General features: G+C 68.5%; 18 protein-coding genes, 1 pseudogene and 2 riboswitches. Of the genes and pseudogenes, 8 read left to right on the forward strand and 11 right to left on the reverse strand.

What is annotated here, in order from left to right:
- Positions 1-15 precede the first annotated feature (15 nt).
- Entirely contained in the window at positions 16-1137 is a 1122-nt protein-coding gene (locus NHL60_RS13585) for a GTP cyclohydrolase II (protein WP_253444351.1), read from the reverse strand.
- 85 nt (positions 1138-1222) lie between these two features.
- Here NHL60_RS13585 and NHL60_RS13590 point away from each other — a divergent pair, with 85 nt between their 5' ends.
- A complete protein-coding gene (locus NHL60_RS13590; protein ID WP_253452202.1) occupies positions 1223-2053 on the forward strand; it encodes a RibD family protein in 831 nt (276 codons plus the stop codon).
- 81 nt (positions 2054-2134) lie between these two features.
- Here NHL60_RS13590 and NHL60_RS13595 read toward each other — a convergent pair.
- The 5 genes and pseudogenes from NHL60_RS13595 to NHL60_RS13615 form a co-directional block, all read right to left on the reverse strand.
- A pseudogene (locus NHL60_RS13595) lies at positions 2135-3025 on the reverse strand (YbhN family protein); the annotation flags it as partial.
- A gap of 2 nt (positions 3026-3027) precedes the next feature.
- Complete coding sequence (locus tag NHL60_RS13600) at positions 3028-3942, reverse strand: class I SAM-dependent methyltransferase (protein WP_253444354.1); 915 nt, start codon at positions 3940-3942, stop codon at positions 3028-3030.
- Positions 3939-5045 (reverse strand): glycosyltransferase family 4 protein, encoded by a 1107-nt coding sequence (locus NHL60_RS13605; protein WP_253444357.1) that lies wholly within the window; start codon positions 5043-5045, stop codon positions 3939-3941. The genes NHL60_RS13600 and NHL60_RS13605 overlap by 4 nt, the downstream gene beginning before the upstream one ends.
- Positions 5045-5443, reverse strand: a complete 399-nt coding sequence (locus NHL60_RS13610; RefSeq protein WP_253444360.1) for a 6-carboxytetrahydropterin synthase — start codon at positions 5441-5443, stop codon at positions 5045-5047. The genes NHL60_RS13605 and NHL60_RS13610 overlap by 1 nt, the downstream gene beginning before the upstream one ends.
- A 44-nt stretch (positions 5444-5487) precedes the next feature.
- Positions 5488-6474, reverse strand: a complete 987-nt coding sequence (locus tag NHL60_RS13615) for a zinc-binding alcohol dehydrogenase (protein WP_253444363.1) — start codon at positions 6472-6474, stop codon at positions 5488-5490.
- A gap of 187 nt (positions 6475-6661) precedes the next feature.
- On the opposite strand from NHL60_RS13615, the gene NHL60_RS13620 reads away from it, so the two are divergent.
- The 3 genes from NHL60_RS13620 to thiC all read left to right on the forward strand — a co-directional run bounded on the left by NHL60_RS13620 (position 6662) and on the right by thiC (position 10534).
- The gene (locus NHL60_RS13620) at positions 6662-7426 is read left to right on the forward strand and encodes a CDP-alcohol phosphatidyltransferase family protein (RefSeq protein WP_253444366.1); all 765 of its coding nucleotides are present in this window, start codon (positions 6662-6664) and stop codon (positions 7424-7426) included.
- Positions 7427-7468: 42 nt separating this feature from the next.
- Positions 7469-7606, forward strand: a riboswitch (TPP riboswitch).
- Positions 7607-7690: 84 nt separating this feature from the next.
- Positions 7691-8359 carry a thiaminase II gene (tenA, locus tag NHL60_RS13625; protein ID WP_253444369.1) on the forward strand — a complete coding sequence of 223 codons (669 nt, stop codon included), beginning with the start codon at positions 7691-7693 and terminating at the stop codon, positions 8357-8359.
- Positions 8360-8444: 85 nt separating this feature from the next.
- Positions 8445-8554, forward strand: a riboswitch (TPP riboswitch).
- 78 nt (positions 8555-8632) lie between these two features.
- On the forward strand, positions 8633-10534 hold the full coding sequence (thiC, locus tag NHL60_RS13630; RefSeq protein WP_253444372.1) for a phosphomethylpyrimidine synthase ThiC: 1902 nt from the start codon (positions 8633-8635) through the stop codon (positions 10532-10534).
- A gap of 68 nt (positions 10535-10602) precedes the next feature.
- Here the strand turns inward: thiC and NHL60_RS13635 are convergent, their stop codons facing one another.
- Positions 10603-12855 carry a LemA family protein gene (locus NHL60_RS13635; protein ID WP_253444375.1) on the reverse strand — a complete coding sequence of 751 codons (2253 nt, stop codon included), beginning with the start codon at positions 12853-12855 and terminating at the stop codon, positions 10603-10605.
- 164 nt (positions 12856-13019) lie between these two features.
- Here NHL60_RS13635 and NHL60_RS13640 point away from each other — a divergent pair, with 164 nt between their 5' ends.
- Both NHL60_RS13640 and NHL60_RS13645 read left to right on the forward strand, forming a co-directional pair.
- The gene (locus NHL60_RS13640; RefSeq protein ID WP_253444378.1) at positions 13020-13589 is read left to right on the forward strand and encodes a cytochrome b; all 570 of its coding nucleotides are present in this window, start codon (positions 13020-13022) and stop codon (positions 13587-13589) included.
- Positions 13590-13656: 67 nt separating this feature from the next.
- A complete protein-coding gene (locus NHL60_RS13645) occupies positions 13657-15456 on the forward strand; it encodes a sugar phosphorylase (RefSeq protein WP_253444381.1) in 1800 nt (599 codons plus the stop codon).
- Between the two features lie 64 nt (positions 15457-15520).
- Here NHL60_RS13645 and NHL60_RS13650 read toward each other — a convergent pair whose 3' ends face one another.
- A complete protein-coding gene (locus tag NHL60_RS13650; protein WP_253444384.1) occupies positions 15521-16747 on the reverse strand; it encodes a glycosyl transferase in 1227 nt (408 codons plus the stop codon).
- Positions 16744-17649 (reverse strand): mannosyl-3-phosphoglycerate phosphatase, encoded by a 906-nt coding sequence (locus NHL60_RS13655; protein WP_253452205.1) that lies wholly within the window; start codon positions 17647-17649, stop codon positions 16744-16746. Before NHL60_RS13655 ends, NHL60_RS13650 begins: the two co-directional genes overlap by 4 nt.
- Positions 17650-18032: 383 nt before the next feature.
- Between NHL60_RS13655 and NHL60_RS13660 the strand changes: the two genes are divergently transcribed.
- The gene (locus tag NHL60_RS13660; protein ID WP_253444387.1) at positions 18033-21173 is read left to right on the forward strand and encodes a CapA family protein; all 3141 of its coding nucleotides are present in this window, start codon (positions 18033-18035) and stop codon (positions 21171-21173) included.
- A 53-nt stretch (positions 21174-21226) separates the two neighbouring features.
- Here the strand turns inward: NHL60_RS13660 and NHL60_RS13665 are convergent, their stop codons facing one another.
- Together NHL60_RS13665 and NHL60_RS13670 are read right to left on the reverse strand one after the other, a co-directional pair.
- Positions 21227-21730 (reverse strand): porin family protein, encoded by a 504-nt coding sequence (locus NHL60_RS13665; protein ID WP_253444390.1) that lies wholly within the window; start codon positions 21728-21730, stop codon positions 21227-21229.
- 141 nt (positions 21731-21871) lie between these two features.
- Positions 21872-22804: an EamA family transporter gene (locus NHL60_RS13670; RefSeq protein ID WP_253444393.1), complete on the reverse strand. Its 933-nt coding sequence runs from the start codon at positions 22802-22804 to the stop codon at positions 21872-21874.
- Between the two features lie 137 nt (positions 22805-22941).
- Here NHL60_RS13670 and NHL60_RS13675 point away from each other — a divergent pair, with 137 nt between their 5' ends.
- Positions 22942-24129, forward strand: coding sequence for an acetate/propionate family kinase (locus NHL60_RS13675; RefSeq protein ID WP_253444396.1), 1188 nt, complete (start codon positions 22942-22944; stop codon positions 24127-24129).
- The last annotated feature ends 9 nt before the right edge of the window (positions 24130-24138 follow it).

Here is a 24138-nt window from a genome sequence, read left to right on the forward strand (position 1 = left end):
GATTCTTCCGGCGCCTCAGCGCCGCGCCCGGAAGACCTCGTCGAGCAGGTGACCGGCGCGCTCCGCCTTGGCGCTCAGGTAGCGGTGGTTGTGGTCGTTGAGGCTGCCGTAAAGCGCCTGGCGCTCCACCACCTCGATGCCGCCCTGGGCCAGGGCCGCCATCTTCAGGGGGTTGTTGGTCATCAGCTGCACCCGGCGGATACCCAGGGCGTCGAGCATGTCCACCGCCACGCCGTAGCGCCGCTCGTCCTCGCCGAAGCCGAGGATCTGGTCGGCGTCCAGGGTATCGAGCCCGCCATCCTGGAGGGTGTAGGCGCGCAGCTTGTTGGCCAAGCCAATCCCGCGCCCCTCCTGGGCCAGGTAGAGCAGCACCCCGCCGCCCAGCGCCTCGATCTCGGCCACGGCGTTGCGCAGCTGCTCGCCGCAGTCGCAGCGCAGGCTGCCGAACAGATCGCCGGTGAGGCAAGCGGAGTGCAGGCGCAGCGGCACCGCCGCCCCCTCGAGAGCCGGGTCGCCGATCACCACCGCCACGTGCTCGCGCAGCCCGTCGGGTTCGCGGAACAGGATGAAGCGGCAGTCGAAGGCATCCACCAGGGGAATCCGCGCCTCGCTGACCCGGCGCAGCATGCCGCCGGCGCCGTCCAGGCAGCGCGCCGCCTGCTCGGCCGCCACCGTCAGCAGGGTGCCATCGGCCACCGCCTGCGTCACCGCGTCGTCCCGGGACTCGGCGACCCTTGCCACCAGCGCCGAGGGGATCAGCAGCGCCCGACGCATCAGTGCCAGGGCGGCCAGGTCGGCCGGCCCCGCCGCCTCCAGGGCCGCGCAGCACTCCTCCAGCCCCGCCTGGCCGAGGCTCGCCGCCGGCGTAACCCCAAAGGCCAGGGCCTCCAGGCGCCGCTGCACCCGCCCCTCGGGCAGCGGCAGGCGAGCCTCGGCGTCGTCTCCCGCGCCGAGGATCGCCAGGCGATGCCGGCTCAGCACCAGCGCCGGGGTGGTGCCGGCCAGTTCGCCCAGGCGCGAGACGGCCGTCTCGGCGGCCCCCTCGATGGCCTGGACCAGGACCCGGGTATCCTTGGCCACCACCAGTACCGGCAGCCCCCGTCGTAGATCGAAGATGGCGCGTTCAACCTGATGCATGGCTCTCTCCTGATGGTATCCGTATGCCTGGCGTCTCGCCGCGGATCTGCGCATCATGGCGGTCAGCTCCCCGGAAGGAGGCCCCATGGGCGCCATTGACTCGACGCTGTCCCTCGCGGAGGCCTGGCAGGCCCTCCTGCATGCCGCCCATCCCGCCACCGTGACGGCGGCGGTGGCGGACCTGTCGCTCTCCCCCCCCGGCTGGCGGGCCGAACGCTCCGTCTCGCCGGCGGCCGGCGAGCTGCTCGACTGCCTCTTCCCGCTGGCCACCCGGCCCGGCCGGCTGGCCATCGCCCAGCTCGGTCAGAGCCTGGACGGGCGCATCGCCACCGAGAGCGGCCACTCCCACTTCATCAACGGGCCGGAGAGCCTGGTGCACCTTCACCGGCTCCGCGCCCTGATGGACGCCGTGGTGGTCGGCGCCGGCACCGCCAGCGAGGACGACCCGCGCCTGACCGTGCGCCATGTGGCGGGACCCCACCCGGTGCGGGTGATCCTCGACCCTCGCGGCCGGGTGACGCCGGATCGTCTCCTGCTGCGCGACCCGGAAGCGCCGACCCTGCACCTGCACGGCGAGGGGGCCTGCCCGGAAGGCGCGGCGGGGCACCATGTGACGCGCCTGGCGCTGCCCCTGGCCGAGGGCGGCTTCGCCCCCGCGGCGGTGCTCGACGCCCTGGCCGCCCGGGGCCTCGAGCGGGTGCTGATCGAAGGCGGCGGCATCACGGTGTCGCGCTTCCTCGAGGCCGGCGTCCTCCACCGACTGCACCTGCTGATGGCGCCGCTGCTGATCGGCTCCGGCCGGCCCGGGCTCGCCATGACACCCATCGCCACCCTGGATGAGGCGCGCCGCCCCGCCTCGCGCACCTTTCGCTGCGGCGACGACACCCTCTTCGATCTCGACCTCGACACGCCCTGAGCCGCCAGGCTCGTGGCCGGTGCTCCCCCTCGCGGTGCCTGCCCTGCGCTGCAGCAGCACCAGGCCGCCGGGCAGGCTGGCCAGCAGCACGATGATTCCATAGGCCATTGAGACCGCCACGCCCTGGGCCGGCGGCAGCCCCGCCAGCGCCCAGACCAGGGCCGCGGCCCCCTCGCGCACGCCCCAGCCGGCCAGCGTGAGCGGGATCAGCATCGCCAGCAGCACCGGAGGCACCAGCGCCAGCAGGGTGGCCAGGGGCAGCTCGACGCCGATCGCCCGGGCGGCGCAGACGAACACCAGGGCGTAGCTCATCACCACCAGCAGCGACCCACCAAGCTGCTTCGGCCACACCGAGGCGGCCAGCAGGCTGCGGCGCAGGTCGCCGCCAAGGCCCGCCAGCGCCGCCGGCGGATACCTGGCCAGCTGCCAGGCCGCCGGGATCAGCAGCAGCAGGCCCGCGATCCCGGCCAGCAGCCAGCCCGAGGCGGCCAGGCCCCGAACGGCACGCGCCATCAGCTCATGCCAGAGCGGCGAGGCGGCGAGCACCGCCAGGGTCAGCAGCGCCATGGCCAGCTGGCCCGAGGCGCGCTCGATGATCACCGCCCGCCAGGCGCCGCCGCGACGGCCGCTCTGCCGGGAGTGGCGCCAGGCCCGGGCGGCATCGCCGGCCACCCCGCCCGGCAGCACCTGGTTGAGGAAGAGCGCCAGGTAGTACTCGTGAAGGGCACGACGGAAGCCCAGCGGCAGCCCCAGCAGGCGGGCGGTCAGCCGCCAGCGCCAGGCGCTGAGGAAGAGCGGTGGCAGGGTCAGCGCTAGGGCCAGCAGGGCCCAGCCCGGCGAGAGCCGCTGCACCTGGGCGAGGATCGTCGCCGGCTCCAGCCACCAGGCGAGCCCGACCAGCAGCGCCAGCCCGGCCAGCGGGCGCAGCGCTCGGCGGGACACCCAGCGGGGCCCTCGCCGGGGAAAAGGCATGCTCAGACGCCCCCGGCCGGCAGGGCCAGCAGGTCGCGATGGCCGACGGTCAGCCCCAGCTTGCCCGATGCGAGGCCCGCCAGCCGGCGCAGGCGCCAGCGCTCGAGGCTCGCCTGCTCCTCCGGGGCCTGCTCCAGGGCGGCGTCGTGCCAGCCCTGCACCAGCGATTCGGCCAGGGGGAATCTCACCGCCTCGCCGGCGGCCAGATGCCAGGGGGTGGCGGCACTCTCGACCCGGTAACCGGCCGCCCCCATGGCCGCGGCCAGCACGGCGGGCGCGTCGCCTCCCAGCGCCGGGCCCAGCCCCTTGTCGCGGCGCTGGTGGGCCTGGAAGAGCCCGCGGACCACGCTATCCTCCTCGTCCTCTATCCGCGCGCCCGAGGCGTCGAGAAAGGCCCAGTCGCCGTCCACGCTGAGGGTGAAGAGCAGCGCCTGGCGGCGCACGGCCGCGGCCGCCACCAGCGCCTCGGCCCAGGGACGCGAGACCAGGTCGAAGAGCGCCGAGGCCACCACCAGCTCGCCCCCCGCCAGCAGGCCAGCGTCAACCGGCGAGAGGTCCCGGCAGCAGGCCTCGATGACGAGCCGACCGCCCGCCGCGTCGTGCAGGGTCGCCCCGTGCCGGCGGGCCAGGGCCAGCAGCGTCGAATCATGGTCCACCAGCCGCCAGCGCTGGGGCCCGGGCAGCCGGGGCGCCAGGAAGCGCAGGTTGCTGCCGCTGCCGCAGCCCAGATCGACGATCTCATGCGGGGCACTAGGCGCCCTGGGCCGACGGGAGAGCCAGTCAGCGGCGAGCCCGGTCAGGCAGTGGCTGCGAGAGCGGGCATCCAGCGCCTCGCGGCGGGAGAGCCAGTCGGCGCTGAAGCGCTCGGCTGGGGGTATGGCCGCGGCGTCGGGTCGGGCGGGTTCGGGGGCCGTCATGGCGGACTCTCCTCGGCTCGGGCATGGGCGGACAGCGCCGATGGAGTCGGCTCCTCCAGGGCGGCCCGGAAGCGGTCGCCGGCCTGCTGCCAGTCGACCAAGGACCGCCGGGCCGCGCAGGCCCCGCGGCGGCGGCGGCGGCGCAGCTCGGCGTCGTCGAGCCAGGCGGCCAGGGCATCGCGCAGCGCAGCGGCATCGTCCGGGGGCACGGCCAGGCCGGCCGCCGGCGGCAGGGTATCGGCCAGGGCGCCGCCGGTGGTGGTCAGCACCGGCACCCCTCGAGAGAGCGCCTCGGTGACCACCATGCCGTAGCCCTCGTAGCGCGAGGGCAGCACGAAAAGTTCCGCCCGGTGGTAGGCGGCGGCCAGCTCGGTGGCACTGCGCTCCCCGGCCCAGTCGATCCGCTCCTCGAGACCATAACGGCGTGTGGCGTCGAACAGCCGGGCGGCGTGATCCGGGTCTCGCGCATGGCTGCCGATGGCCTCCAGGGTCCAGTCGTGCTCCCGCAAGCCAGAGAGCGCCTCCAGCAGCAGATCGTGGCCCTTGCGCGGGACCAGGGCCGCCACGCAGAGCAGCCGCCGGGGGCCCGGGGATTCAAGGTCCAGAGCGCTGGCGGCCAGCGGGGCCGGCTCCACGCCGGGCTCGACCACGGCGAGCCGCTCGGCCGCCACGCCGAAGCGCTCGAGGCCGCGGGCGGTAAAGGGGCTAGTAACGATCACCCGACGCGCCAGCGCCAGGGCGCGGGTCTCGCTGTCGAACAGCTGCTGGCGGGTCGCCTCATCGAGGCCGGTCTCGTCGGCCAGCGGGTGGTGCACCAGGGCGATGATCGCCAGGCGATCGGCGTGGGGGGCGATCACGTCGGGGAGCCCGCCCATGGCAAGGCCGTCGATTACCACCCGGGCACCGTCCGGCAGCGCCGCCAGCGCCCGGTCCATGCTGCGCCGGGCACGTTCGTCGGGCAGGGGAAAGCGCCCCTCGAGCCCCACCACCTCGACGGCCTGGCCTCGGGCCCGCAGCGCCGCCGCGATGCGCGCATCGTAGAGGTAGCCGCCAGTCAGCTGATCCGGATCGCCGGCCACGATCAGCGTCAGGGGGCTCGCCATCAGAGGCTCCCCTCGTAGCTCGCCCAGGCGATATGGGACTCGTGAAGGGTCACGGTCATGGCCTCGAGCCCGCCGGCGCTCTCCCCCAGCTGGCCGCGCTGGATCGCGGCGGCCAGGCGCTCGAAGATCACCCGAGCCATGAACTCGGTGGTGGTGTTGCGCCCCTGGAACTCCGGCAGCTCATCGAGGTTCTGGAAGTTGAACTCGCCGAGCACCGCCTTGAGCGCCTCGCCGGCCAGGCCGATATCGATTACCAGGTCGTGGTCGTCGAGCTCGCGGCGCTGGAAGGTGACATCCACCACATAGGTGGCGCCGTGGGTGCGCTGGGCGGGCCCGAAGACCTCGCCGCGGAAGCTGTGGGCGATCATGAAGTGGTCGCGGACGGTGAGTCGGTACATGTCAGGGCTCCAGTCGGTTGGGCGTCGAATCGGTCGGGTGTCAGTCAGTCGGGCGTCGAGTAGCGCAGGCGGTGGCAGAGCACCTCGCCCGCCCCGGCGGCGAGGCGCGGCATGAGAATGGGCAGCTCCGAGAAATCGCTCTCGCCGCTGATCAGCGCATCGAGGCAGGGGTCGCGCAGCAGCTCGAGCGCCAGCGAAAGGCGGCGGCGGTGGTCCCAGCGCGGCATGCATTCGGCGGGCAGGCGGCCCACCTGGCTACTGATCAGCTTGAGCCGCCGGGAGTGGAAGGCCTCGCCCAGGGGCAGGGTCGCCTCGCGATCGCCGTACCAGCTCATCTCCACCACCCGCGCCTCGTCGCCGGCCAGCGCCAGCGCCTGGCGGAGCCCCTCGGGGTTGCCGCTGGCGTGGATCACCAGATCGTTGTCGGCCGGCGCCCGGTCGGGCAGGCGGAAGTCGAGGCCCAGGGCGCGGGCGAGCTCGGCCCGCTCCGGCGAGACATCCACCAGACAGACCCGGGTGCCGGGAATCGCCGCACAGAGCCAGGCCACCAGGGCGCCCACCACGCCGGCACCGATCACCACGATGCGGTCGCCGAGGCGCGGCGCGGCATCCCAGCAGCCGTTGAGGGCGGTTTCCAGATTGGCGGCAAGCACCGCCCGGGCGGCGGGCAGCCCCGCCGGCAGGGGCGTGACCGCCGCCGCGGGCACCAGGTAGCGATCCTGATGGGGGTGGAGGCAGAACACCTCGCGGCCCAGCAGCGACTCGGGGCCGGCCTCGACCACCCCGACGCTGACGTAGCCGTATTTCACCGGCCAGGGAAAATCACCGGCCTGGAAGGGCGCGCGCATGCGCTGCCACTCGCTCTCGGGCACACGCCCCTGGAACACCAGCGCCTCGGTGCCGCGGCTGACGGCGCCATAGAGGGCCCTGACCCGCACCTCTCCCTCGCCGAGGGCGGGCAGCGGCTCCTCGCGCAGTTCACCGTGACCGGGCGCCAGGTTCCAGAAGGCAGTGGCAGTGTCGACCGTCATGAAGGCTCCAGCGAGAGTGGGAACGGAAATACTTCTACAATAATGGTACATTTTCCTTCCAATGAACAACCCTATCGGCGTCGGCGGCCCTCCTCGCGGCCGACTGCTAGGGTAATCACCATGAGCCACTCTGGCTCAGCATAGCGGCAATGCCGCGCTACCATGATGGACGCCCCGGGAGCCCCTGATGCCCTTGCCTCTTGCCCCGCCCCCCCTCGCTTCCGCCAGCACCACGCGGCCGTGGCGCCTGGCCCTGGAGCTGGCCCTGGGGGGCATCGCTCTGCTGAGTCTGCTTGCACTGCTGGGGCTGCCGGCGGACCAGGCAGCCGGCGCCCCCCTCCCCTGGGTGGCGGCGCTGGCCTCCGTGACCTACCTGGGCATGGCGGCCCTGCTGTGGCGAGGGCTGAGGCGAGGCGCCTGGCCCCGAACGAGTTTGGGCCCGGCCAACCGGGTTACCCTGGCGCGGGGGGTGCTGGTGGCGCTGCTGGCCGGCACCCTGGCGGCCCCGGCCCTGCTGACCGACCGCGGCGAATGGCTCTTCGGCGCGGCGCTGGTCGCCCTGGCGCTGGACGGGGTGGACGGCTGGGTAGCCCGCCGCACCGGCAGCGCCAGCGCCCTGGGGGCCCGCTTCGACATGGAGCTCGACGCCTTCTTCATACTGGTGCTCTGCCTGGCGCTGCTGCTGCTCGGCCGGGCCGGCCCCTGGGTGCTGGCCATCGGCGCCATGCGCTACGCCTTCGTGGCGGCGAGCTGGCGCTGGGCCTGGCTCGCCGGCGAGCTTCCCGACAGCCTGCGCCGCAAGGCGGTGTGCGTCTGGCAGGTGGCGGCGCTGATGCTCGCCCTGCTGCCGGCCACGCCCGGCGCGCTCGCCGTCTGGCTGGCCGCCACCGCCCTGGCGGGGCTCACCCTCTCCTTCGCCGTGGACGTGCGCTGGCTCTACCAACACCGATAAGCCTCGGGGCTGGCAAAAACATCCTGGCCTGCTAGAGTGGGCCTTCGCTTGACGGGGTGCCGGTGGAACCGGCTGAGATCGCCATACGACACTGCTTGCTCAGAGTGAGCCGTCGTCACGGCGGGGCCCGTTGAACCTGATCCGGTTAGTACCGGCGTAGGAATCAAGCGGCGGCCTCCCCTCGGCTACCCTCGCGTAGCCCGCTGCTTACAGGCCCCCTCCCTCGCCCCCACTCCGGATCGTCACTCGTCTCCGGAGAAGATCATGGGCTACCGCTTCAGCGATCTCACCGCCGCCTGCCAGGACGACTGGCGCGCCTATATCGAACACGACTTCGTGCGCGGCCTGGCCGAGGGCACCCTCGAGGAGGGCGCCTTTCGCCACTACCTGAAGCAGGACTACCTCTTCCTGATTCACTTCGCCCGGGCCTACGCCCTGGCCGCCTACAAGAGCCGCACCCTGGACGACCTGCGCCAGGCCCATGAGGGCCTCAAGGCCATCGTCGACCTGGAGCTGGGCCTTCACGTGGGCTTCTGCCAGGAATGGGGCATCAGCGAAGCGGACCTTGCCGCGCTGCCCGAGGCTCGGGCCACCATGGCCTACACCCGCTACGTGCTGGATACCGGCAACCGCGGCGACCTGCTCGATCTGCACGTGGCCCTGGCTCCTTGCCTGGTCGGCTACGGCGAGATCGCCGACTGGATCAACGCCCGGCCTGGCACCGTGCGCGGCGACGCCAACCCCTTTGAGGCCTGGATCGCCATGTACGAGAGCGAGGAGTTCCAGGCCGCCCGCCGCGCCGAGGAGGCCTGGCTCGACGCCCGCCTGAAGGATGTCACCCCGGCGCGCTTCGCCGAGCTTACCCAGGTCTTTCGCGACGCCACACGGCTCGAGATCGACTTCTGGCAGATGGGGCTGGACCGCGCCGACTGACGCTCTGGCCCCATCATCATGTGCCCGCTGGCTCTGGTCAGGCCGGCGGGCCGCGTCACACTGGTGATCGCAAGGTCACCCGACCACTCGCTTGACGGGGTGCCGTTATCGACGGCTGAGATCGTGCGTCCAAGCATGGATCCCGTTGAACCTGAACTGGCTAGGACCAGCGTAGGGATCAAGCGACACGCCGCCCGGCCCCTGCCCGGCGGCCCCTGTCCCTCCCGCCTGTCCTCCCTGACAACACCACAACCCCCTGGGGAGACCGACACCATGAGCAAGACCGCCCACTTCCTCGCCGAGACCGCCAAGGTCGACGAGGCCGCCATTCAGCCGCTGCCCGGCTCGCGCAAGGTCTACGTCGAGGGCTCGCGCCCGGACATCCGCGTGCCCTTCCGCGAGATCAGCCTCTCGCCGACGAAGACCTCCGGTGCCGATGAGGAGAATCCGCCGCTGCTGGTCTACGATACCTCCGGCCCCTACACCGACCCGGAAGCCGAGATCGACCTGCGCCGCGGCCTGCCCGAGCTGCGCCGGGCCTGGATCGAGGAGCGCGGCGACACCGAGTTCCTCGACGGCCCCACCTCGGAGTACGGCCGGCGCCGCGCCAACGACCCGACGCTGGCCCAGCTGCGCTTCGACCTGACCCGCACCCCAAGGCGCGCGAAAGAAGGCAAGAACGTCACTCAGCTTCACTATGCGCGCCAGGGGATCATCACCCCGGAGATGGAGTTCATCGCCATCCGCGAGAACCAGCGCCGGCAGGCCTTGGGTAACGAGGAGGTCGAGCGGATTCTGGGCCACCAGCACCCCGGCCAGGGCTTCGGCGCCCGCCTGCCCGAGGAGATCACGCCTGAGTTCGTGCGCCGCGAGGTGGCCGAGGGCCGGGCGATCATCCCCTGCAACATCAATCACCCGGAATCCGAGCCGATGATCATCGGCCGCAACTTCCTGGTGAAGATCAACGGCAACCTGGGCAACTCGGCGGTCACCTCCTCCATCGAAGAGGAGGTCGACAAGATGACCTGGGGCATCCGCTGGGGCTCGGACACCGTCATGGATCTCTCCACCGGGCAAAACATCCACGAAACCCGGGAGTGGATCATCCGCAACTCGCCGGTGCCCATCGGCACCGTACCCATCTACCAGGCGCTGGAGAAGGTCAACGGCGTGGCCGAGGACCTCACCTGGGAGGTGTTCCGCGACACCCTGATCGAGCAGGCCGAGCAGGGGGTGGACTACTTCACCATCCATGCAGGCGTGCTGCTGCGCTATGTGCCGCTCACCGCCAAGCGGGTCACCGGCATCGTCTCCCGCGGCGGCTCGATCATGGCCAAGTGGTGCCTCTACCATCACCGGGAGAGCTTCCTCTACGAGCACTTCGAGGAGATCTGCGAGATCTGCAAGCGCTACGACGTGGCGTTTTCGCTGGGCGACGGCCTGCGCCCGGGCTCGGTGGCCGATGCCAACGACGAGGCCCAGTTCGCCGAGCTGGAGACCCTGGGTGAGCTGACCAGGATCGCCTGGAAGCACGATGTCCAGGTGATGATCGAGGGGCCAGGCCATGTGCCGATGCACCTGATCAAGGAGAACATGGACAAGCAGCTCGAGGCGTGCCACGAGGCGCCCTTCTATACCCTGGGCCCGCTGACCACCGACATCGCCCCGGGCTACGACCACATCACCTCCGGCATCGGCGCGGCGATGATCGGCTGGTTCGGCTGCGCCATGCTCTGCTACGTGACCCCCAAGGAGCACCTGGGCCTGCCCAACAAGGACGACGTCAAGACCGGCATCATCACCTACAAGATCGCCGCCCACGCCGCGGACCTCGCCAAGGGCCACCCGGCCGCCCAGCGCCGCGACAACGCACTCTCCAAGGCGCGCTTCGAGTTCCGCTGGGAGGACCAGTTCAACCTCGGCCTGGACCCGGACACCGCCCGGGAGTACCACGACGAGACCCTGCCCAAGGACTCCGCCAAGGTGGCCCACTTCTGCTCCATGTGCGGCCCCAAGTTCTGCTCCATGAAGATCAGCCAGGAGGTGCGCGACACTTACCGGGACCGTACTGCCGAGCAGGGCCTCGAGAGCGACGCCGAGGTGGTAAAGCGCGGCATGGAGGAGCAGGCGGAGAAGTTCCGCCACACCGGCAGCAGGCTCTACCAGGAGGTATAGGGCGCTGTCTGCGCAAGCGACGACAAGCTCGTGAACCATCACGCCGGCCCTGGGGCCGGCGTGATGCGCTATACCGCTGCCAGGCTGGGCGCCTCTCGCCGGAAACCACCGGGCCCTGCCAGGAGCAGATCCGGGAAGGAGGCGATGCGCGCGTTGTAGCGCTCGATGCTTGCCAGGTAGGCGTCCCGCAGGAAGGCCAGGTAGTTCTCCGTGGCTTCCATGCGCTCCATCAGATCCCCCATCACCTCATGGCCGCGCAGCTCGGGATAGGCCTCGGCCCGGGCCTGCAGGCCGGCCAGGGCATGGCGGTCGTGCTCGAGCTGCTCGGGCAGCGACGCCATGTCGGGACTCGCGTCGCGCCGCTCCGCGAGCCAGGCGAGCAGCTTGCGCTCGTGTTCCAGATACCCTCTGGCCAGCCCCAGCAGGTTCTCCCAGAGGTCGGCGCGGGCCTGCAGCTGGGTCCAGACATGCTGGCGCTGCCGGGTCACCGCATGGCGCAGATAGACCAGATCGTTATAGTGCAGTACCGCCGCGCAGCCCAGCATCAGCAGAGGGGGCAAGGTGGCGAGCAGCACCAGGTGATCCGCCGTCAGGCTGCCGCCCATCACCAGCAGCCCCATCAGCGCGCCGAGCAGCAGCCCCAGGCCAGCGGCGATCAGCGAAAACCCGGCGCCGGCGCGGCGCAGGTAGAGGTGCGACTCGTCGGGCTCGGCGACCAGGAAAGGCTGCCCCGGCTCCTGCTGGATCTGCAGGGTGCCAGGCGCGTCGGGATTGAGCCCCGCGTGGCCGACCACCAGCACCGGGTCGCCCTGCTGCAGCCAGCTTTCGGTATGCCGGTAGCGCTCGCCGTTCTCGCGCACCTCCTGACAGCGCCGATGCCGATAGCGAATCTCTGCCCCTCTCAGCGCCACCGGCGTCTGTTCGGGCGCCTCGCCCTCTCCGGGCGGCTCCCCGACGATGCGCGCCGGCGGCAGGGCCAGGCGCTCCGAGACCTGCTCCCACCGCCCCTTCTTGCCCTTGCCCTTGTAGCGCTCCACCAGATAGCGATAGGCCACCACATCCTTAACCCCCGTGTAGGGGGTGGTAAGCGGTGCCTCGCCGGCACACTCGAGGCGCCCTACCTTCTTGACCAGGCCGTAGCTGACCCGGCCGGAGCGGTTGAGCGGCAGGTTATCGATCAGGCGCTTGATGCGAATGGCGTTCAGGCCGCGCCACAGGCCGAAACCGCCGGCGCCCCCCGCCATCAGGACCAGCGCCCACATCCACAGCGAGAAGCGCAGGGGGGCCGCCGCCACGTCGGGGGTCGGCCGCTGCGCCTCGCCGGAGGGTTCCGGCAGCGCCGCCAGGGCGTCAGCCACCGCCAGTCGTGCCATGCGCCGGTCCAGCCAGCCGCCGGCGCTGGCCTGCATCTGCTCGCCCAGAGCGTGCAGGTCGGCCAGGACCGCCTCGCCCTGCGACGATTCCGCCAGGGGCCGCCACGCCTCCACGCGCCGCTCCAGCAGCTCGGCGGCCCCCTGCCACTCGCGGCGCATGTCGTTGGCGCCCATCAGCAGCAGCTGGCCGCTGATCAGCACCATCAGCACGCTGGCATACAGCCAGAAGGTGTGCACGCCAACCCCTACCAGCACCAGCCCGGCGCCCAGCGACACCGCCAGCACGCCGGCGCCGAGCAGCGCCGCACCCTGGAGGCCGCGCTCACCGCCGGCCTGCTCCAGCGCACCGGCAGGCGTCACGGTGCCGGGAATGCCGTGGCGATCACGGGCGTGGGGCACGACACTATCCTCGCCGCGATATTCGGCCACCAGCTCCAGCGCCATGGGGGCGTCTGCCGGTATCGCCCACTCGCGGGTGCGGATATTGCCCGAGCGGTTATAGTGGCTCTGCGGAATCCGCCAGTCGCCGGGCGGGTCGTCGGCCAGCCTGACGCTGCTGTCGGGATGAGCCCCCACCCCGGGCATCAGGGCGAGCGACCGACCGCTGATGGCGTCCGCTACGGGCAGCACCGCCACGCTACGATACCCGTGATCCGTGGTACGCCAGCGGCGGGAATCGCCATCCCGCACGCGGCGTTCGCGCCGATACTCCACCCAGAGCACCCGCTCGCCGGAGTAGGGGGCAGTGACACTCGACCGCTCCGGACGGGTCTCCACCTGCAGGCGATAGGGGCCTTCCAGCAGCGCCGTTGCGGCGCTGACGTTGAGCCGCTGCCACTGCCGCGCCTCGCCGAGGCGCTCCAGCCCCGCGGTCACCAGCCACCAGGACAGGGCCATCAGCCCCAGCCCCAGCAGCAGCCCCAGCTTTCGCTGCACACCGATCGTCATCCTGCCCCCTCCACGTTGCCGACAGCACCCAGTGTAGCGAGGCTCGGCGGCGGCGCCCCCTGCATATGCAGGGGAGCCACGATGCTCGCGGGCCGGAAAACGGCTCTCAACGGTGAGTTTGGCTAGGCTGTAGCGGTTGCCCCCTCGATGCCCAGGAGACCTCGATGTCAGAGATGGAACGGTCAGAAACGGACCGCTATGCCTACCCCCACCGCGTGCTGCACTGGCTGGTGGCCGCCGTGATGCTGCTGGCGCTGGCCAGCGGGCTGACCCTGGGCTTCCTCGGCTTCGAGGGGGCCATGGAGCGGCTCGGCCGCGCCGGCACCGACGCTCTCTACACCGGCCACAAGTCCCTCGGCGTGGCGCTGCTGGCGCTGATGACCCTGCGCCTGGCCACGCGGCTGCTCTACGTGGTGCCCGACCATGAGCCGCCACTGCCCGCCTTCCAGCGCATCCTCAGCACGGCGGTGCACCATCTGCTCTACCTGGTGCTGCTGGCCCAGCCGCTGCTGGGCTGGGCCGCCACCGCCAGCGGCGACTTTCCGGTGCAGTTCCTGCACTGGCACCTGCCCGGCATCGTGCCGGTGAACGAGGCGCTCTCGGAGCGGCTGTTCGGCTGGCACGGCTGGCTGGGCTGGGTGATCCTCGGCCTGGTGGCCCTGCATATCGCCGGCGCCCTCTACCACTGGCTGATTCGCCGCGACGGCGTGATGAAGCGCATGAGCCTGTTTTGACGGCCCCGCAGGGCTGGCACGCCCCCTGCATGAAAGGGGGTAACGCCAGCCCCCGGAGCGCCCCGCCATGCCCGACCGCCCCACCGCCTCCCCCATCTTCACCCCCTCCCTCGCCACGCCGCTGGACGCCGAGGGCTTTCGCCGCCGCGCCCGGGCGCACCTTGACCTGCTGTATGGCGAACGCGCCGAGGAGGTGCTGCGCCGCCTGCTCACCCTGCTGGGCCATCAGGCACCGCCCTCGCCGGCGCCCTCCCGGGGTGAATCCCCCGCACCGCTGTGGAGCGAGCGGGACCAGTGGCTGATCGGCTACGGCGACAGCCTCCTCGACGGCGACCGCCCACCCCTCGAGGTGCTGGGGGACTTCCTCGATGAGCGCCTGCCCGATACCTTCAGCGGCGTGCACCTGCTGCCCTTCTTCCCCTGGAGCAGCGACGACGGCTTCTCGGTGATCCACTACCGGGAGGTGGACCCGGCGCTGGGCGACTGGGAGCAGATCCGCGCCCTGGCCAAGGGGCGCGACCTGGCGGTGGACCTGGTGCTCAACCATGTCTCGCGGGAGTCGCTGTGGTTCGTCGACTACCTGACCGGCAGCCAGCCGGGGCGGGACTTCTTTATCGAGATGGACCCGGAGACCGACCTCTCGGCGGTAGTCCGCCCGCGCAGCTCGCCGCTGCTGGTGCCGGTGCCTACCCGCCGCGGCACCCGCCACCTCTGGGCCACCTTCTCCGAGGACCAGATCGACCTGAACTTCGCCAATCCGGACGTGCTGCTGGAGTTCATCGGCATCCTGCTCTTCTACCTCAGCCAGGGCGCCCGCATCGTCCGCCTCGACGCCATCGCCTACCTCTGGAAGGAGATAGGCACCCCCTGCATCCACCTGCCCCAGACCCACGAGGTGGTGCGCCTGCTGCGCGCCGTGGTGGACCATGTGGCGCCGGGTACCCTGCTGCTCACCGAGACCAACGTGCCCCACCACGAGAACCTCAGCTACTTTGGTCTGGAACGTCTTGCAGAAGGTAGGGAGCCCGACGAGGCGCACCTGGTCTACCAGTTCTCGCTGCCGCCGCTGCTGCTGCACACCCTCACCGCCGGCGACGCCACCCTGCTGGCCGACTGGCTCGAGAGCCTGCCCGAGCTGCCGCCGGGGTGCAGCTACCTCAACTTCACCGCCAGCCACGACGGCATCGGCGTGCGCCCCCTGGAAGGCTGGCTGCCCCCCCACGAGATCGAGGCGCTGCTGGAGCTGATGCACCGCTTCGGCGGCTTCGTCAGCATGCGAAGGCGCGCCGACGGCACGGACATGCCCTACGAGATCAACATCACCTGGTTCGACGCCATGCGGGGCACCCGGCGCGGCCCCGACCCCTGGCAGGTGGAGCGCTTCCTCTGCAGCCAGCACCTGATGCTGGCTCTGCGGGGCATTCCGGCGCTCTACCTGCACTGCCTGACCGCCACCCCCAACGACCTGGAAGGCGTGGAGCGCAGCGGCCGGCTGCGATCCATCAATCGCCGCCGCTGGCGCCTGAACGAGCTCGAGGAGCTGCTCGACAGCCGCCACACCCCGACCCGAGAGGTCTTCCTGGCCCTCAAGCGGCGCCTGGCCGTGCGCCGGGCGGAGCCCTGCTTCCATCCCGACGCCCCCCAGCAGGTCCACCCCGCCCCGCCGGGGCTGCTGGTGGTGGAGCGCGGCCCGCTGAACGATGGCCGCCGCCTGCTGGCGATCCACAACGTCAGCGACCAGCGCCAACCGCTGGAGGTGGCGGCGCTGGCCGAGGGGAAGTGGTTCGACCTGCTGGAGAATGGGCCCTGGGCGCCGGTGGAGAGCCTCGCCCCCTACCGCACCCTGTGGCTGGTGAGTGAGGGGTGAGTCGTGATGCTGCCACCAACCTCGCCGGTGGCAACGGTTTTACTTACAGCTTATAGCTTAAAGCTTACAGCTCCTCGCGGGGGTCGTTGTCCGCCTCCACGGCGTCGTGGAGGCGCCCCAGCAGGTCCGGGATCGCCGAGCGAACCCGGTTCCAGCTGGGAATGAAGGGACGCTCGCCGGGGTTGTCGAGAAAGACGCTGCCCGCCTCCAGCAGGTTGGCGGCGAAGAGCTCCACGGCGCGCTCCTCAGCGTGGCGGTCCAGCGAGAGGCCGTTCATCACGGCGTCGTGGTGGTAGGCCTCGATCAGGTCCAGGGCCAGGCGGTAGTAGGTGGCCTTGAGGGTGCGGAACCCTTCGGCGCTGAAGGTCACCCCCTGGGTGGCCAGCTTGCGGTAGAGCGCCTTGGCGATATCCAGGCTCATGCGGTTGAGCCCGCCGGCGGGGTCCTCCTCCGAGACCGGCTGATGCTTGTGGTCGTAGCAGTCGGCCAGGTCCACCTGGCAGAGCCGCTTGGTGGAGTGGTTGCGGTGCACCTCGGAGAGCACGCCAATCTCCAGGCCCCAGTCCGCCGGGATGCGGATACCGTCGAGCACCTCGGCGCGCATGGCGAACTCCCCGGAGAGCGGGTAGCGATAGCTATCCAGGTACGCCAGATAGGGCAGCGGCCCGTGCATCTGCTTGAGCGCTCGCAGCAGCGGCGTCACCATCAGCCGCGACACCCGCCCGTTGAGCTTGCCCTCAGCGATGCGCGGGTAGTAGCCCTTGCAGAACTCGTAGTTGAAGTGGGGATGGGCCACCGGATAGAAGAGCCGCGCCAGCAGGCCCCGGTCGTAGGTGAGGATGTCGCAGTCGTGAAGCCCGACCACGGCGCCGCGCCCGGAGGCCTGCACATAGCCCGCGCAGAACCAGACGTTGCGCCCCTTGCCGGGCTCCTGGGGCGAGAGCCCCTGCTCGGCCAGCTCCGCATCCAGGGCGCGCAGCCGCGGGCCGTCGTTCCAGAGGATGCGGTGGCGCTGGGGAAGCCGGGCGAAGAACTTGCGGGCGTGGAGAAACTGCTCGCGGTCGGCCCGGTCCAGCCCGATCACGATCTCGTCCAGGTAGGGCACCCCGGCCAGGGTCTCGACGATATGCTCAAGCGCCGGCCCCTCAAGCTCCGAGTAGAGCGAAGGCAGAATCAGGCTCATGGGCCGGCGGCGGCCAAACTCGCAGAGCTCGGCTTCAAGGGCCGCCACCGGCCGCCGGGTCAGGTTGTGAAAGTCAGTAATGATGCCGTTCTGATGGAAGTCGCTCATGGCAGGCTCTCCTCCAGCGGCGCCGGGGTCGTTTCACGCAGCACCGCCGGAATTACCCGGCGGTCGGCTCGCCCCCACCAGTGGGCCACCCCCTCGGCCCAGCCGGCGGGGCCGGTCGCTTCGCTGCGATAGAGCGACGGCTGCCGCGGCGACACGTCAAGGCCGTGGCAGCCGCGGATCACCACCGCCTGATCCACCGCCTCGAGCATGGGAATATCGTTGGGGCCATCCCCCAGCGCCAGGGTCAGCGGCCGCCGGCCGCGCAGCGCCTCGAAGCGCTCGATCAGCCAGCTTACCGCACTCCCCTTGTGCACGGTGCCGGTGGCGTGCCAGAAGCGCCCGCCGCGCACCAGCTGCAGGCCGTCGCCGGCGAGTCCCTCGCGAAAGCCCTCGAGCCGCGACTCGTCATCTTCCCAGACCAGCGGCTCGCTGCCCTCGCGCATACGCGCCAGGCGCGCCTCGGGCTCGGGCAGGCCGGTGTAGTCGACCAGCTCATCGAGGGACATCTCGCTCATGGTGGTGAAGCGCACGCCGAGCCGCTCGCGCCACACCGCCAGGCGCTTGCGCACGAAGCCGATGTCCACCCCCAGGGTGCGGATAGCCAGGCCATCGGGGCCGGGACGGTCGATGCGGGCGTGACACCAGGCCGGCGGCAGCCCGACCACGGCGCCGTTCTCGGCGATGAAGGGGGTATCGGTCAGGCCCAGGGCCTGGCGCAGCGGCACGATCTCGCTGCGGGTCTTGCTGGTCACCGGAATGACCGGCACGCCGAGCTGCTTGAGCTGGGCCAGCCAGGGACGCGCCGGGCCCCAGTCGTAGCTGTGGTGGTCGAGCAGCGAGCCATCCAGGTCGGTGAACAGCAGGCGCGGGGTAAAGGCGGCGTCGGTGCTCTCCCGCGACATGCTGGCAGGCGTGGTGTATTTCGCAGAATCGGTCATGGCAGCTCCTGGGGCATGGCATCTGGTGCGTGGCATCGGATCGTGATGGCCAGTCATGCCCAATGCCTTGCACAGGGCGTGCCAGACGGCAGGATGGGCCCTTTATGCGCACCAGCGGGCCTCAGCCGCACCAAAAAGCAGCATTGGCGCGCACTAAAAAAGTGCGCCCCGAGCACAGGGCCTCGGGGGACACGGCGCTATGGCCAAGCCAGAGCGGAAGGCGCGGGCTGCCGATCAGAAGCGGTAGCGCCTGCTGACACCATTTGTATCTCTTTGTATCAAAACTGCGGCCCGACGACCCCCGAACTCTTGGTATATTGGTGCCTAAAAATATTGGGGAGTAGACAATGTCAGCAAAGACGATGCAGGCGGGAACACAGCACTCAAGACGGGTAGAGCAACTATCCTCTGATGCCTCCACTGAGCCACCGGACACGTCGTCGATACAGACAAAAAATACACATATTTTCGGCCGCTATGCTGCTGACGGGGTGCTTGCCTGGGGAGGCGATGTAAACCTCGGGCGCCGACAGCACTATCGCACCCGCCAGTTAGGCGAAGCCTCCATCCTGCCAATTTCTGAGCTATCGGCAGCCGACCTCACTGTTATCAACCTGGAGTGCGTGATCAGTACGCTGGGCGAGCAGGGTGCCCCGAAGGGTGAAGGTGGCCCTTACTACTATCGAGCGCGCCCAGAAATGGCCCGCATCTTAATGGCAGCAGGCGTTGATCTGGTAACCGTCGCCAACAACCATAGCGGCGACTATGGAGCTGAAGCACTGCTGCAACAGAAGGCCATACTGAAAGCAGCAGGCATTGATCAGGTCGGCAGCGGACAGCACCGCGATGAAGCCTTTGAGCCAGTTTTCCTTGAGGCTGGCAACGTGAAGGTTGCTATTTTCTCGATTGACGCGACCCAGCATCGCTTCGCTGCAGGCAGCGCTCAGCCAGGCATCGCCTATCTTCCATTGAATCAACCACAGCGTTGGTACAAAGAGCTGCAGCCACGCATCAAGCAAGCCAAATCCAGTGCCGACTTGGCGATTGTTGCTGTACACTGGGGCGCCAATGGACTGGAGACCCCCGACGCACAGGAAGTTGCAACAGGTCATGCCTTGATAGATGCAGGGGCTGATGCAGTCTTAGGCGCCTCCGCTCACTGCCTTCAAGGCATTGAGGTATACCGCAACCGTCCCATTATTCACGATGCAGGCGACTTACTATTTGATGCGATGCGCCAGCGTCCTGCCGATGGCGGTATCTTTCAGCTTGGCTTGACCTGCCGAGGGGTCAGCTGGATACGCTTTATCCCATTGGCTGTCGGCTTCGGCAAGAGTCGAAGGCTAATGGGTGCACCGGCCAGTGCCGTGATCACACGATACGCCGAGCGATGCAAAGCACTTGGCACTCAGCTGAAATGTGAACAGAATGACGCCTACCTGATCTTGCAAGCTGTAAAAGAGCAACATGAATTAAAACATCAGAAGGAGGTATCCCGCCAGTATCGACCTGAAGCACTTATTGCTTATCAGGCACAGCGCCCCGGGCTCGCAAACGATGTACCAAGAGAGTGCCGAATCAAGCCTGTTACGCTAAACGGCCTGACGCTACTTGGCCTACGCGTCACTCCGAGTTCGCTCTCCAAGCGAAGCATGCTCTGGGTAGAGACATGGTGGACTTCCATGCAGCAGCCTGACGAGCCGCTTCGCCTTGATTACCGTGCTGTACCTTGGGAAGACACCCGAAAGCCGTACTGGGGCCGGGGCATGGATCATGATCCGTGTGACTGGATGCAGCCTAGCAACGAATGGAAGCCCGCTCACATCTACCGCGACTTTTACGGGCTCCGTCCTCCTCCCATGAAACAGCTAGTCAATGGTCCGCATCAGCTTGAGATCCGAGTGCTTGGCGAACAAAGCGTGTCGAAGGTTTATCGGCATCCCACATTGATCAATGTAGACATTGCCGCACTGGAGCCTCCGATTCATACAAGCTATCGGACCCGCTTTTCTACTGCCAGCCTTTACAGCTCCGGTGAAGGTACCTGGAACGCCGCTCAGATCGCCAACATTACCGGGGGCCGATGGCTGGTCGCTCCTCCCAAGGGATGGTACGTCAATTCTATCGTTGCCGCTTCATCTCACCTGAACATGGTGCCCACTCCTACGCTCTATGTGGCACACACACATCATGACCGTGCACGTCATGAGCAGTACTCCAATCTTAAGCGGGCTGATTCTAACCCGTGGGACAGCCATTCGCGTCTGCCTTCGCTGCATGACAGGTTGGCCGGCGCCATCGTGGCCCGACCCATAGGTGGGCTTCCAGACGACTTCCCAGTCCTTCAAGTCAACGATTCCTTTCAGGCACTGCTCGAAATTGGTATAGCCAACAGGTCCAGGCTCTCCTGCCCTGTGGTAGCAGTAACCGGAAGTGCTGGCAAAACATCGACAGTGGATATGATCTCTACAGTATTCGGAAACTTCATGTCCACACACGCCACCTATGGCAACTACAATTCGCGCTGCGGCATGCTTATTTCCCTAGCTAGCGCAAGCCCATCGACCTCTCTTGTCGTACTCGAGGCGGCCGTGACAGCGATAAACTCGCCCGACGGCTTTCACATAAAACAAGTAGCCCCGGACATCGCCATAATCACCAATATCGGAACTTCTCATCTCAAGGAGGGGCAGACAACACTCGATACAGCAAGGAGAAAATCCAATATCTTCCAGAGAATGAGTCGCGGAAAAACAGCGATAATCTGTCGTGATAGCGATCATTATGAATACATGGCTGATAGAGCAAAGAGGGCGGGACTCAACCTGATCACCTATGGAGAGAACCCATGCTCCGATATTTTTCTTCAGGATTATGACCTGAAAAGAAAAAGCGTCAAGGCTCGCACGCCGGGCGGCATTTTCAGCTATCGACTAAGTGCACCGGGCCGGCACATGGCACTCAACAGCCTCGTTTGCTTGGCACTATCTTACAGCCTCAAGCTACCGCTTGAAAAGTTACTAACAGGCTTCAGCAAAACCTCGCCATCAGATGGGCGCGGCCAAGTAATAGAGGTCACATGGAAAGGCAAGCGCCTGCGCATCATCGATGAGTCCTATAATGCCAACCCCCTTTCCATGCGTGCAGCTCTCGAACTCATGGCAGCCTATAGTGATGCCGGCAGGAATATCTTGATATTAGGCGAAATGCTAGAACAAGGCAGCGAAGCAGAAACATATCATGATGCCCTCTTGCCCTCTATTCTGGCCTGCCGGCCAGCTCGTGTTCATTTGATAGGAGCACTGATGTCACGCCTTGAGGCACCACTCACATCTCACGGCATTGAGTGCACGGCACACGCTACGAGACAGGGGGCATGGCCAGCAATAACGCATGACCTGCAAGATACCGATAATCTTCTTTTCAAAGGCTCAAACAGCGTCGGCCTGCACGCTCTGGTCAGACAGCTTTGCACAGATGATGAGTAAAGTGCCCCAGCATGGCACATGGACTGCCGCGGGGCACTCAAATACTGGGCCGATTAGAACCGATAGCGCACGCCCACGCTTGCCGCATCGAAGGTGTAGTCAGACTTGTCCAGGTAGCGCATATAGTCCGCACCAATCGACAGCTGGGGCGCCACATCGAACTCGGCGCCGGCGCCGTAGGAGAAGCCGCTTTCGCGGTCGATATCGAAGTCCACCTCGGTGAAGCCGGCCAGGCCATAGAGGCGGAACTCCGGGGCCACCGGCAGGATACCCTTGGCATAGGCGCCGATCAGGTAGTCGAGCTCGACGGGGCCATCGGAGCCGCCGCCACCCAGGTGGCCCTCCACGGCGAAGTACTCATTGAACTGCATGCCGCCGTTGAGGCGCAGGCCGACGCTATCGCGGCTGGAGGCGGGCCCATCGGGGTTGAGGTCCCAGAACATGGCGTCGCCGCCGATGTAGGGCTGGGGATAGAAGGCCTGCTGGGCCTGGGCACTGGTAGCCGCGCCGGCAGCAAAGAGGGCAGCGGTTGCGGCCGCAAGGGTAAGGCGTTTCATGGCAACCTCCTGATTAAAGAACACTGTTCCACAACACGCCTCAGTGTGGTAGCCCGGCACGCCAGACTCAAGGTCAGAAATGTGCAAATGCGCGCCAAGGCGCGTCGCCAGTGGGCGACGCTGGCGGGCGATGCCGCCTCGCTAGGCCCGCTTCGAGAGCCCCAGGGCCACGATCCCCGCCAGCACGATACCGCCGCCGACCAGCTGAACCGGGGTCAGCGCCTGGCCGAGCACCAGATAGCCCAGCACCAGGGCGGCCACCGGCTCCATGTTCATGGCCGGGGCGTTGCGGGCCATGTCGAGCCTGGGCACCGTGATGAAAAGTGTGGAGAAGGCCACCGCATAGAGAAGCGCCAGAAGCCCGAGGCCCGTCCAGCCCGGCAGAGACTGGGGCAGCGCCATGCCGCCAGGCACCAGCCCGAGGCCACCGGCGGCGACCATGGCCACCAGCACGGTGAGCATGGTGAGCAGACTGCGCAGGGTGCTGCCCACCGCGCCCAGGCGGTGCTCGGTGATCCAGAGCGCCACCGCGAAGGCGGCGGCGGCGGCCAGGCCGAAGCCCACCCCGGCGAGCCAGCCGGGCCCCATGGCCTCGAGGTCGCCAAGCCAGGCGGGCACGTCCAGCACCACCACCAGCCCCACCAGGATCACCCCCATGATCAGCGCCGCCCGGGCGGTGGGCCGCGGCCCGCCCAGGGCCCAGGAGAGCAGCGCCAGCTGGATCGGCATGGTGTTCATCAGCAGCAGCGCCACCACCACCGGAATGCGCGCCACCGCCGAGTAGAGGCAGAGGCTCTGCACCGCCACCAGCAGCCCCACCGCCAGCTGCCAGCGCCCGGTGCCGGCGGGCAGCCGCCACGACTTGCGCTGGAGCACCACCAGTGCCATCAGGGCCACGGCGGCAACCCCGGATCGCAGCAGGATCGCCAGCAGGAGCCCCGCGCCGTCGTCGAAGGCGACCCGGGCCGCCACGTGGTTGGCTGCAAAGAGGGTGGCCATGCTGCACATCAGCGCCAGGGCCAGGGGACGCGGAAAGGGGCTGGGCACCGCGGAGGCGGCAGCAGGTGTCGACATGTCACGGTATCCATGCAGGATAGAGAAGTAAAAGCGCCGGCGGTGGCGTCGTTCATGATCCCAGTCAGGACCCCTCGACACCGGTCGTGGCGCTCGCATGCTAGCCTAACGTCTTATCTCACTACCGAGGAGAAGCAATGGACGGCCCGATCCTGGTGATCAACTGCGGTTCCTCCTCCATCAAGTTCGCCCTGGTGCCGGAAACGCCGGACCAGCCGCGGCTGTCGGGCCTGGCCGAGCGCCTCGGCGGCATCGATGCACGACTCAAGGGCGTGGATGCCGAGGGGAACGCCTACTCGCTCTCCCTCAACGGTGCCGACCACGCCGAGGCCATGGTAGCCATTCTCGAGCAGCTGGGCGATGCCCACCCACTGGCGGTGGGCCACCGTATCGTCCACGGCGGCGAGCGCTTCACCCAGGCCACCCGCATCGATGCCGCCGTGCTGCGCGCCATAGAGGTCACCGGCGCCCTGGCACCGCTGCACAATCCGGCCAACCTGACCGGGGTGCGCGCCACCCTGGCGCTGTTTCCAGAGCTGCCCCAGGTGGCGGTGTTCGACACCGCCTTCCATCAGAGCCTGCCGACCCGGGCTTATCGCTACGCCCTGCCCAGGTACCTCTATGTGCAGCACGGTATACGCCGTTACGGCTTTCACGGCAGCAGCCACGCCTTCGTCAGCGGCAGGGTCGACGCCCTCTCCTACCGCAGCCACGGCGGCTGGCTGATCGCCCACCTGGGCAACGGCTGCTCCACCTGTGCCGTCTGGCAGGGCCGGAGCCTGGATACCAGCATGGGCCTCACCCCGCTGGAAGGCCTCGTCATGGGCACCCGCAGCGGCGACGTGGACCCCGGCCTGCACGCCCACCTGGCCCGTCAGCTGGGCTGGTCCCTGGAGCGTATCGATACCCTGCTCAACAAGGAGAGCGGCATGCTGGGTCTCTCCGGCCTATCCAACGACATGCGCCGCCTGGAGCAGGCCGCCGCCGAGCACCACGCCGGCGCCGAGCTGGCCATCGAGGTATTCTGCTACCGCATCGCCAAGTCCCTGGCCGCCCTCTCCTGCGCGCTGCCACGCCTGGACGGCATCGTCTTCACCGGCGGCATCGGGGAAAATGCCAGTGCCGTACGCGCCCGGGTGGTTGCAGCCCTGCCCCACTTCGGGCTCGGCCTCTCGGCCCAGGCCAATGCCGACACCGTCGGCGGCCGGGAAGGCCGTATCGATTCCGGCGGCATCGACACCCCGGAGCTGTGGGTGATCCCCACCGACGAAGAGGGCCAGATCGCCTTCGAGACCCGCCAACTCCTCAACGAGACGTACGCATGACCTCCAGCG

Source organism: Halomonas sp. Y3 (genome assembly GCF_024137965.1).
GTDB lineage: Bacteria > Pseudomonadota > Gammaproteobacteria > Pseudomonadales > Halomonadaceae > Halomonas > Halomonas mongoliensis.

Excerpts from the sequence above, each read along its gene's own strand:
- NHL60_RS13585 (WP_253444351.1), bottom strand. The coding sequence starts at position 1,137 with ATGCATCAGGTTGAACGCGCCATCTTCGATCTACGACGGGGGCTGCCG.
- NHL60_RS13590 (WP_253452202.1), top strand. The coding sequence starts at position 1,223 with ATGGGCGCCATTGACTCGACGCTGTCCCTCGCGGAGGCCTGGCAGGCC.
- NHL60_RS13600 (WP_253444354.1), bottom strand. The coding sequence starts at position 3,942 with ATGACGGCCCCCGAACCCGCCCGACCCGACGCCGCGGCCATACCCCCA.
- NHL60_RS13605 (WP_253444357.1), bottom strand. The coding sequence starts at position 5,045 with ATGGCGAGCCCCCTGACGCTGATCGTGGCCGGCGATCCGGATCAGCTG.
- NHL60_RS13610 (WP_253444360.1), bottom strand. The coding sequence starts at position 5,443 with ATGTACCGACTCACCGTCCGCGACCACTTCATGATCGCCCACAGCTTC.
- NHL60_RS13615 (WP_253444363.1), bottom strand. The coding sequence starts at position 6,474 with ATGACGGTCGACACTGCCACTGCCTTCTGGAACCTGGCGCCCGGTCAC.
- NHL60_RS13620 (WP_253444366.1), top strand. The coding sequence starts at position 6,662 with ATGCCCTTGCCTCTTGCCCCGCCCCCCCTCGCTTCCGCCAGCACCACG.
- tenA (WP_253444369.1), top strand. The coding sequence starts at position 7,691 with ATGGGCTACCGCTTCAGCGATCTCACCGCCGCCTGCCAGGACGACTGG.
- thiC (WP_253444372.1), top strand. The coding sequence starts at position 8,633 with ATGAGCAAGACCGCCCACTTCCTCGCCGAGACCGCCAAGGTCGACGAG.
- NHL60_RS13635 (WP_253444375.1), bottom strand. The coding sequence starts at position 12,855 with ATGACGATCGGTGTGCAGCGAAAGCTGGGGCTGCTGCTGGGGCTGGGG.
- NHL60_RS13640 (WP_253444378.1), top strand. The coding sequence starts at position 13,020 with ATGTCAGAGATGGAACGGTCAGAAACGGACCGCTATGCCTACCCCCAC.
- NHL60_RS13645 (WP_253444381.1), top strand. The coding sequence starts at position 13,657 with ATGCCCGACCGCCCCACCGCCTCCCCCATCTTCACCCCCTCCCTCGCC.
- NHL60_RS13650 (WP_253444384.1), bottom strand. The coding sequence starts at position 16,747 with ATGAGCGACTTCCATCAGAACGGCATCATTACTGACTTTCACAACCTG.
- NHL60_RS13655 (WP_253452205.1), bottom strand. The coding sequence starts at position 17,649 with ATGTCGCGGGAGAGCACCGACGCCGCCTTTACCCCGCGCCTGCTGTTC.
- NHL60_RS13660 (WP_253444387.1), top strand. The coding sequence starts at position 18,033 with ATGTCAGCAAAGACGATGCAGGCGGGAACACAGCACTCAAGACGGGTA.
- NHL60_RS13665 (WP_253444390.1), bottom strand. The coding sequence starts at position 21,730 with ATGAAACGCCTTACCCTTGCGGCCGCAACCGCTGCCCTCTTTGCTGCC.
- NHL60_RS13670 (WP_253444393.1), bottom strand. The coding sequence starts at position 22,804 with ATGTCGACACCTGCTGCCGCCTCCGCGGTGCCCAGCCCCTTTCCGCGT.
- NHL60_RS13675 (WP_253444396.1), top strand. The coding sequence starts at position 22,942 with ATGGACGGCCCGATCCTGGTGATCAACTGCGGTTCCTCCTCCATCAAG.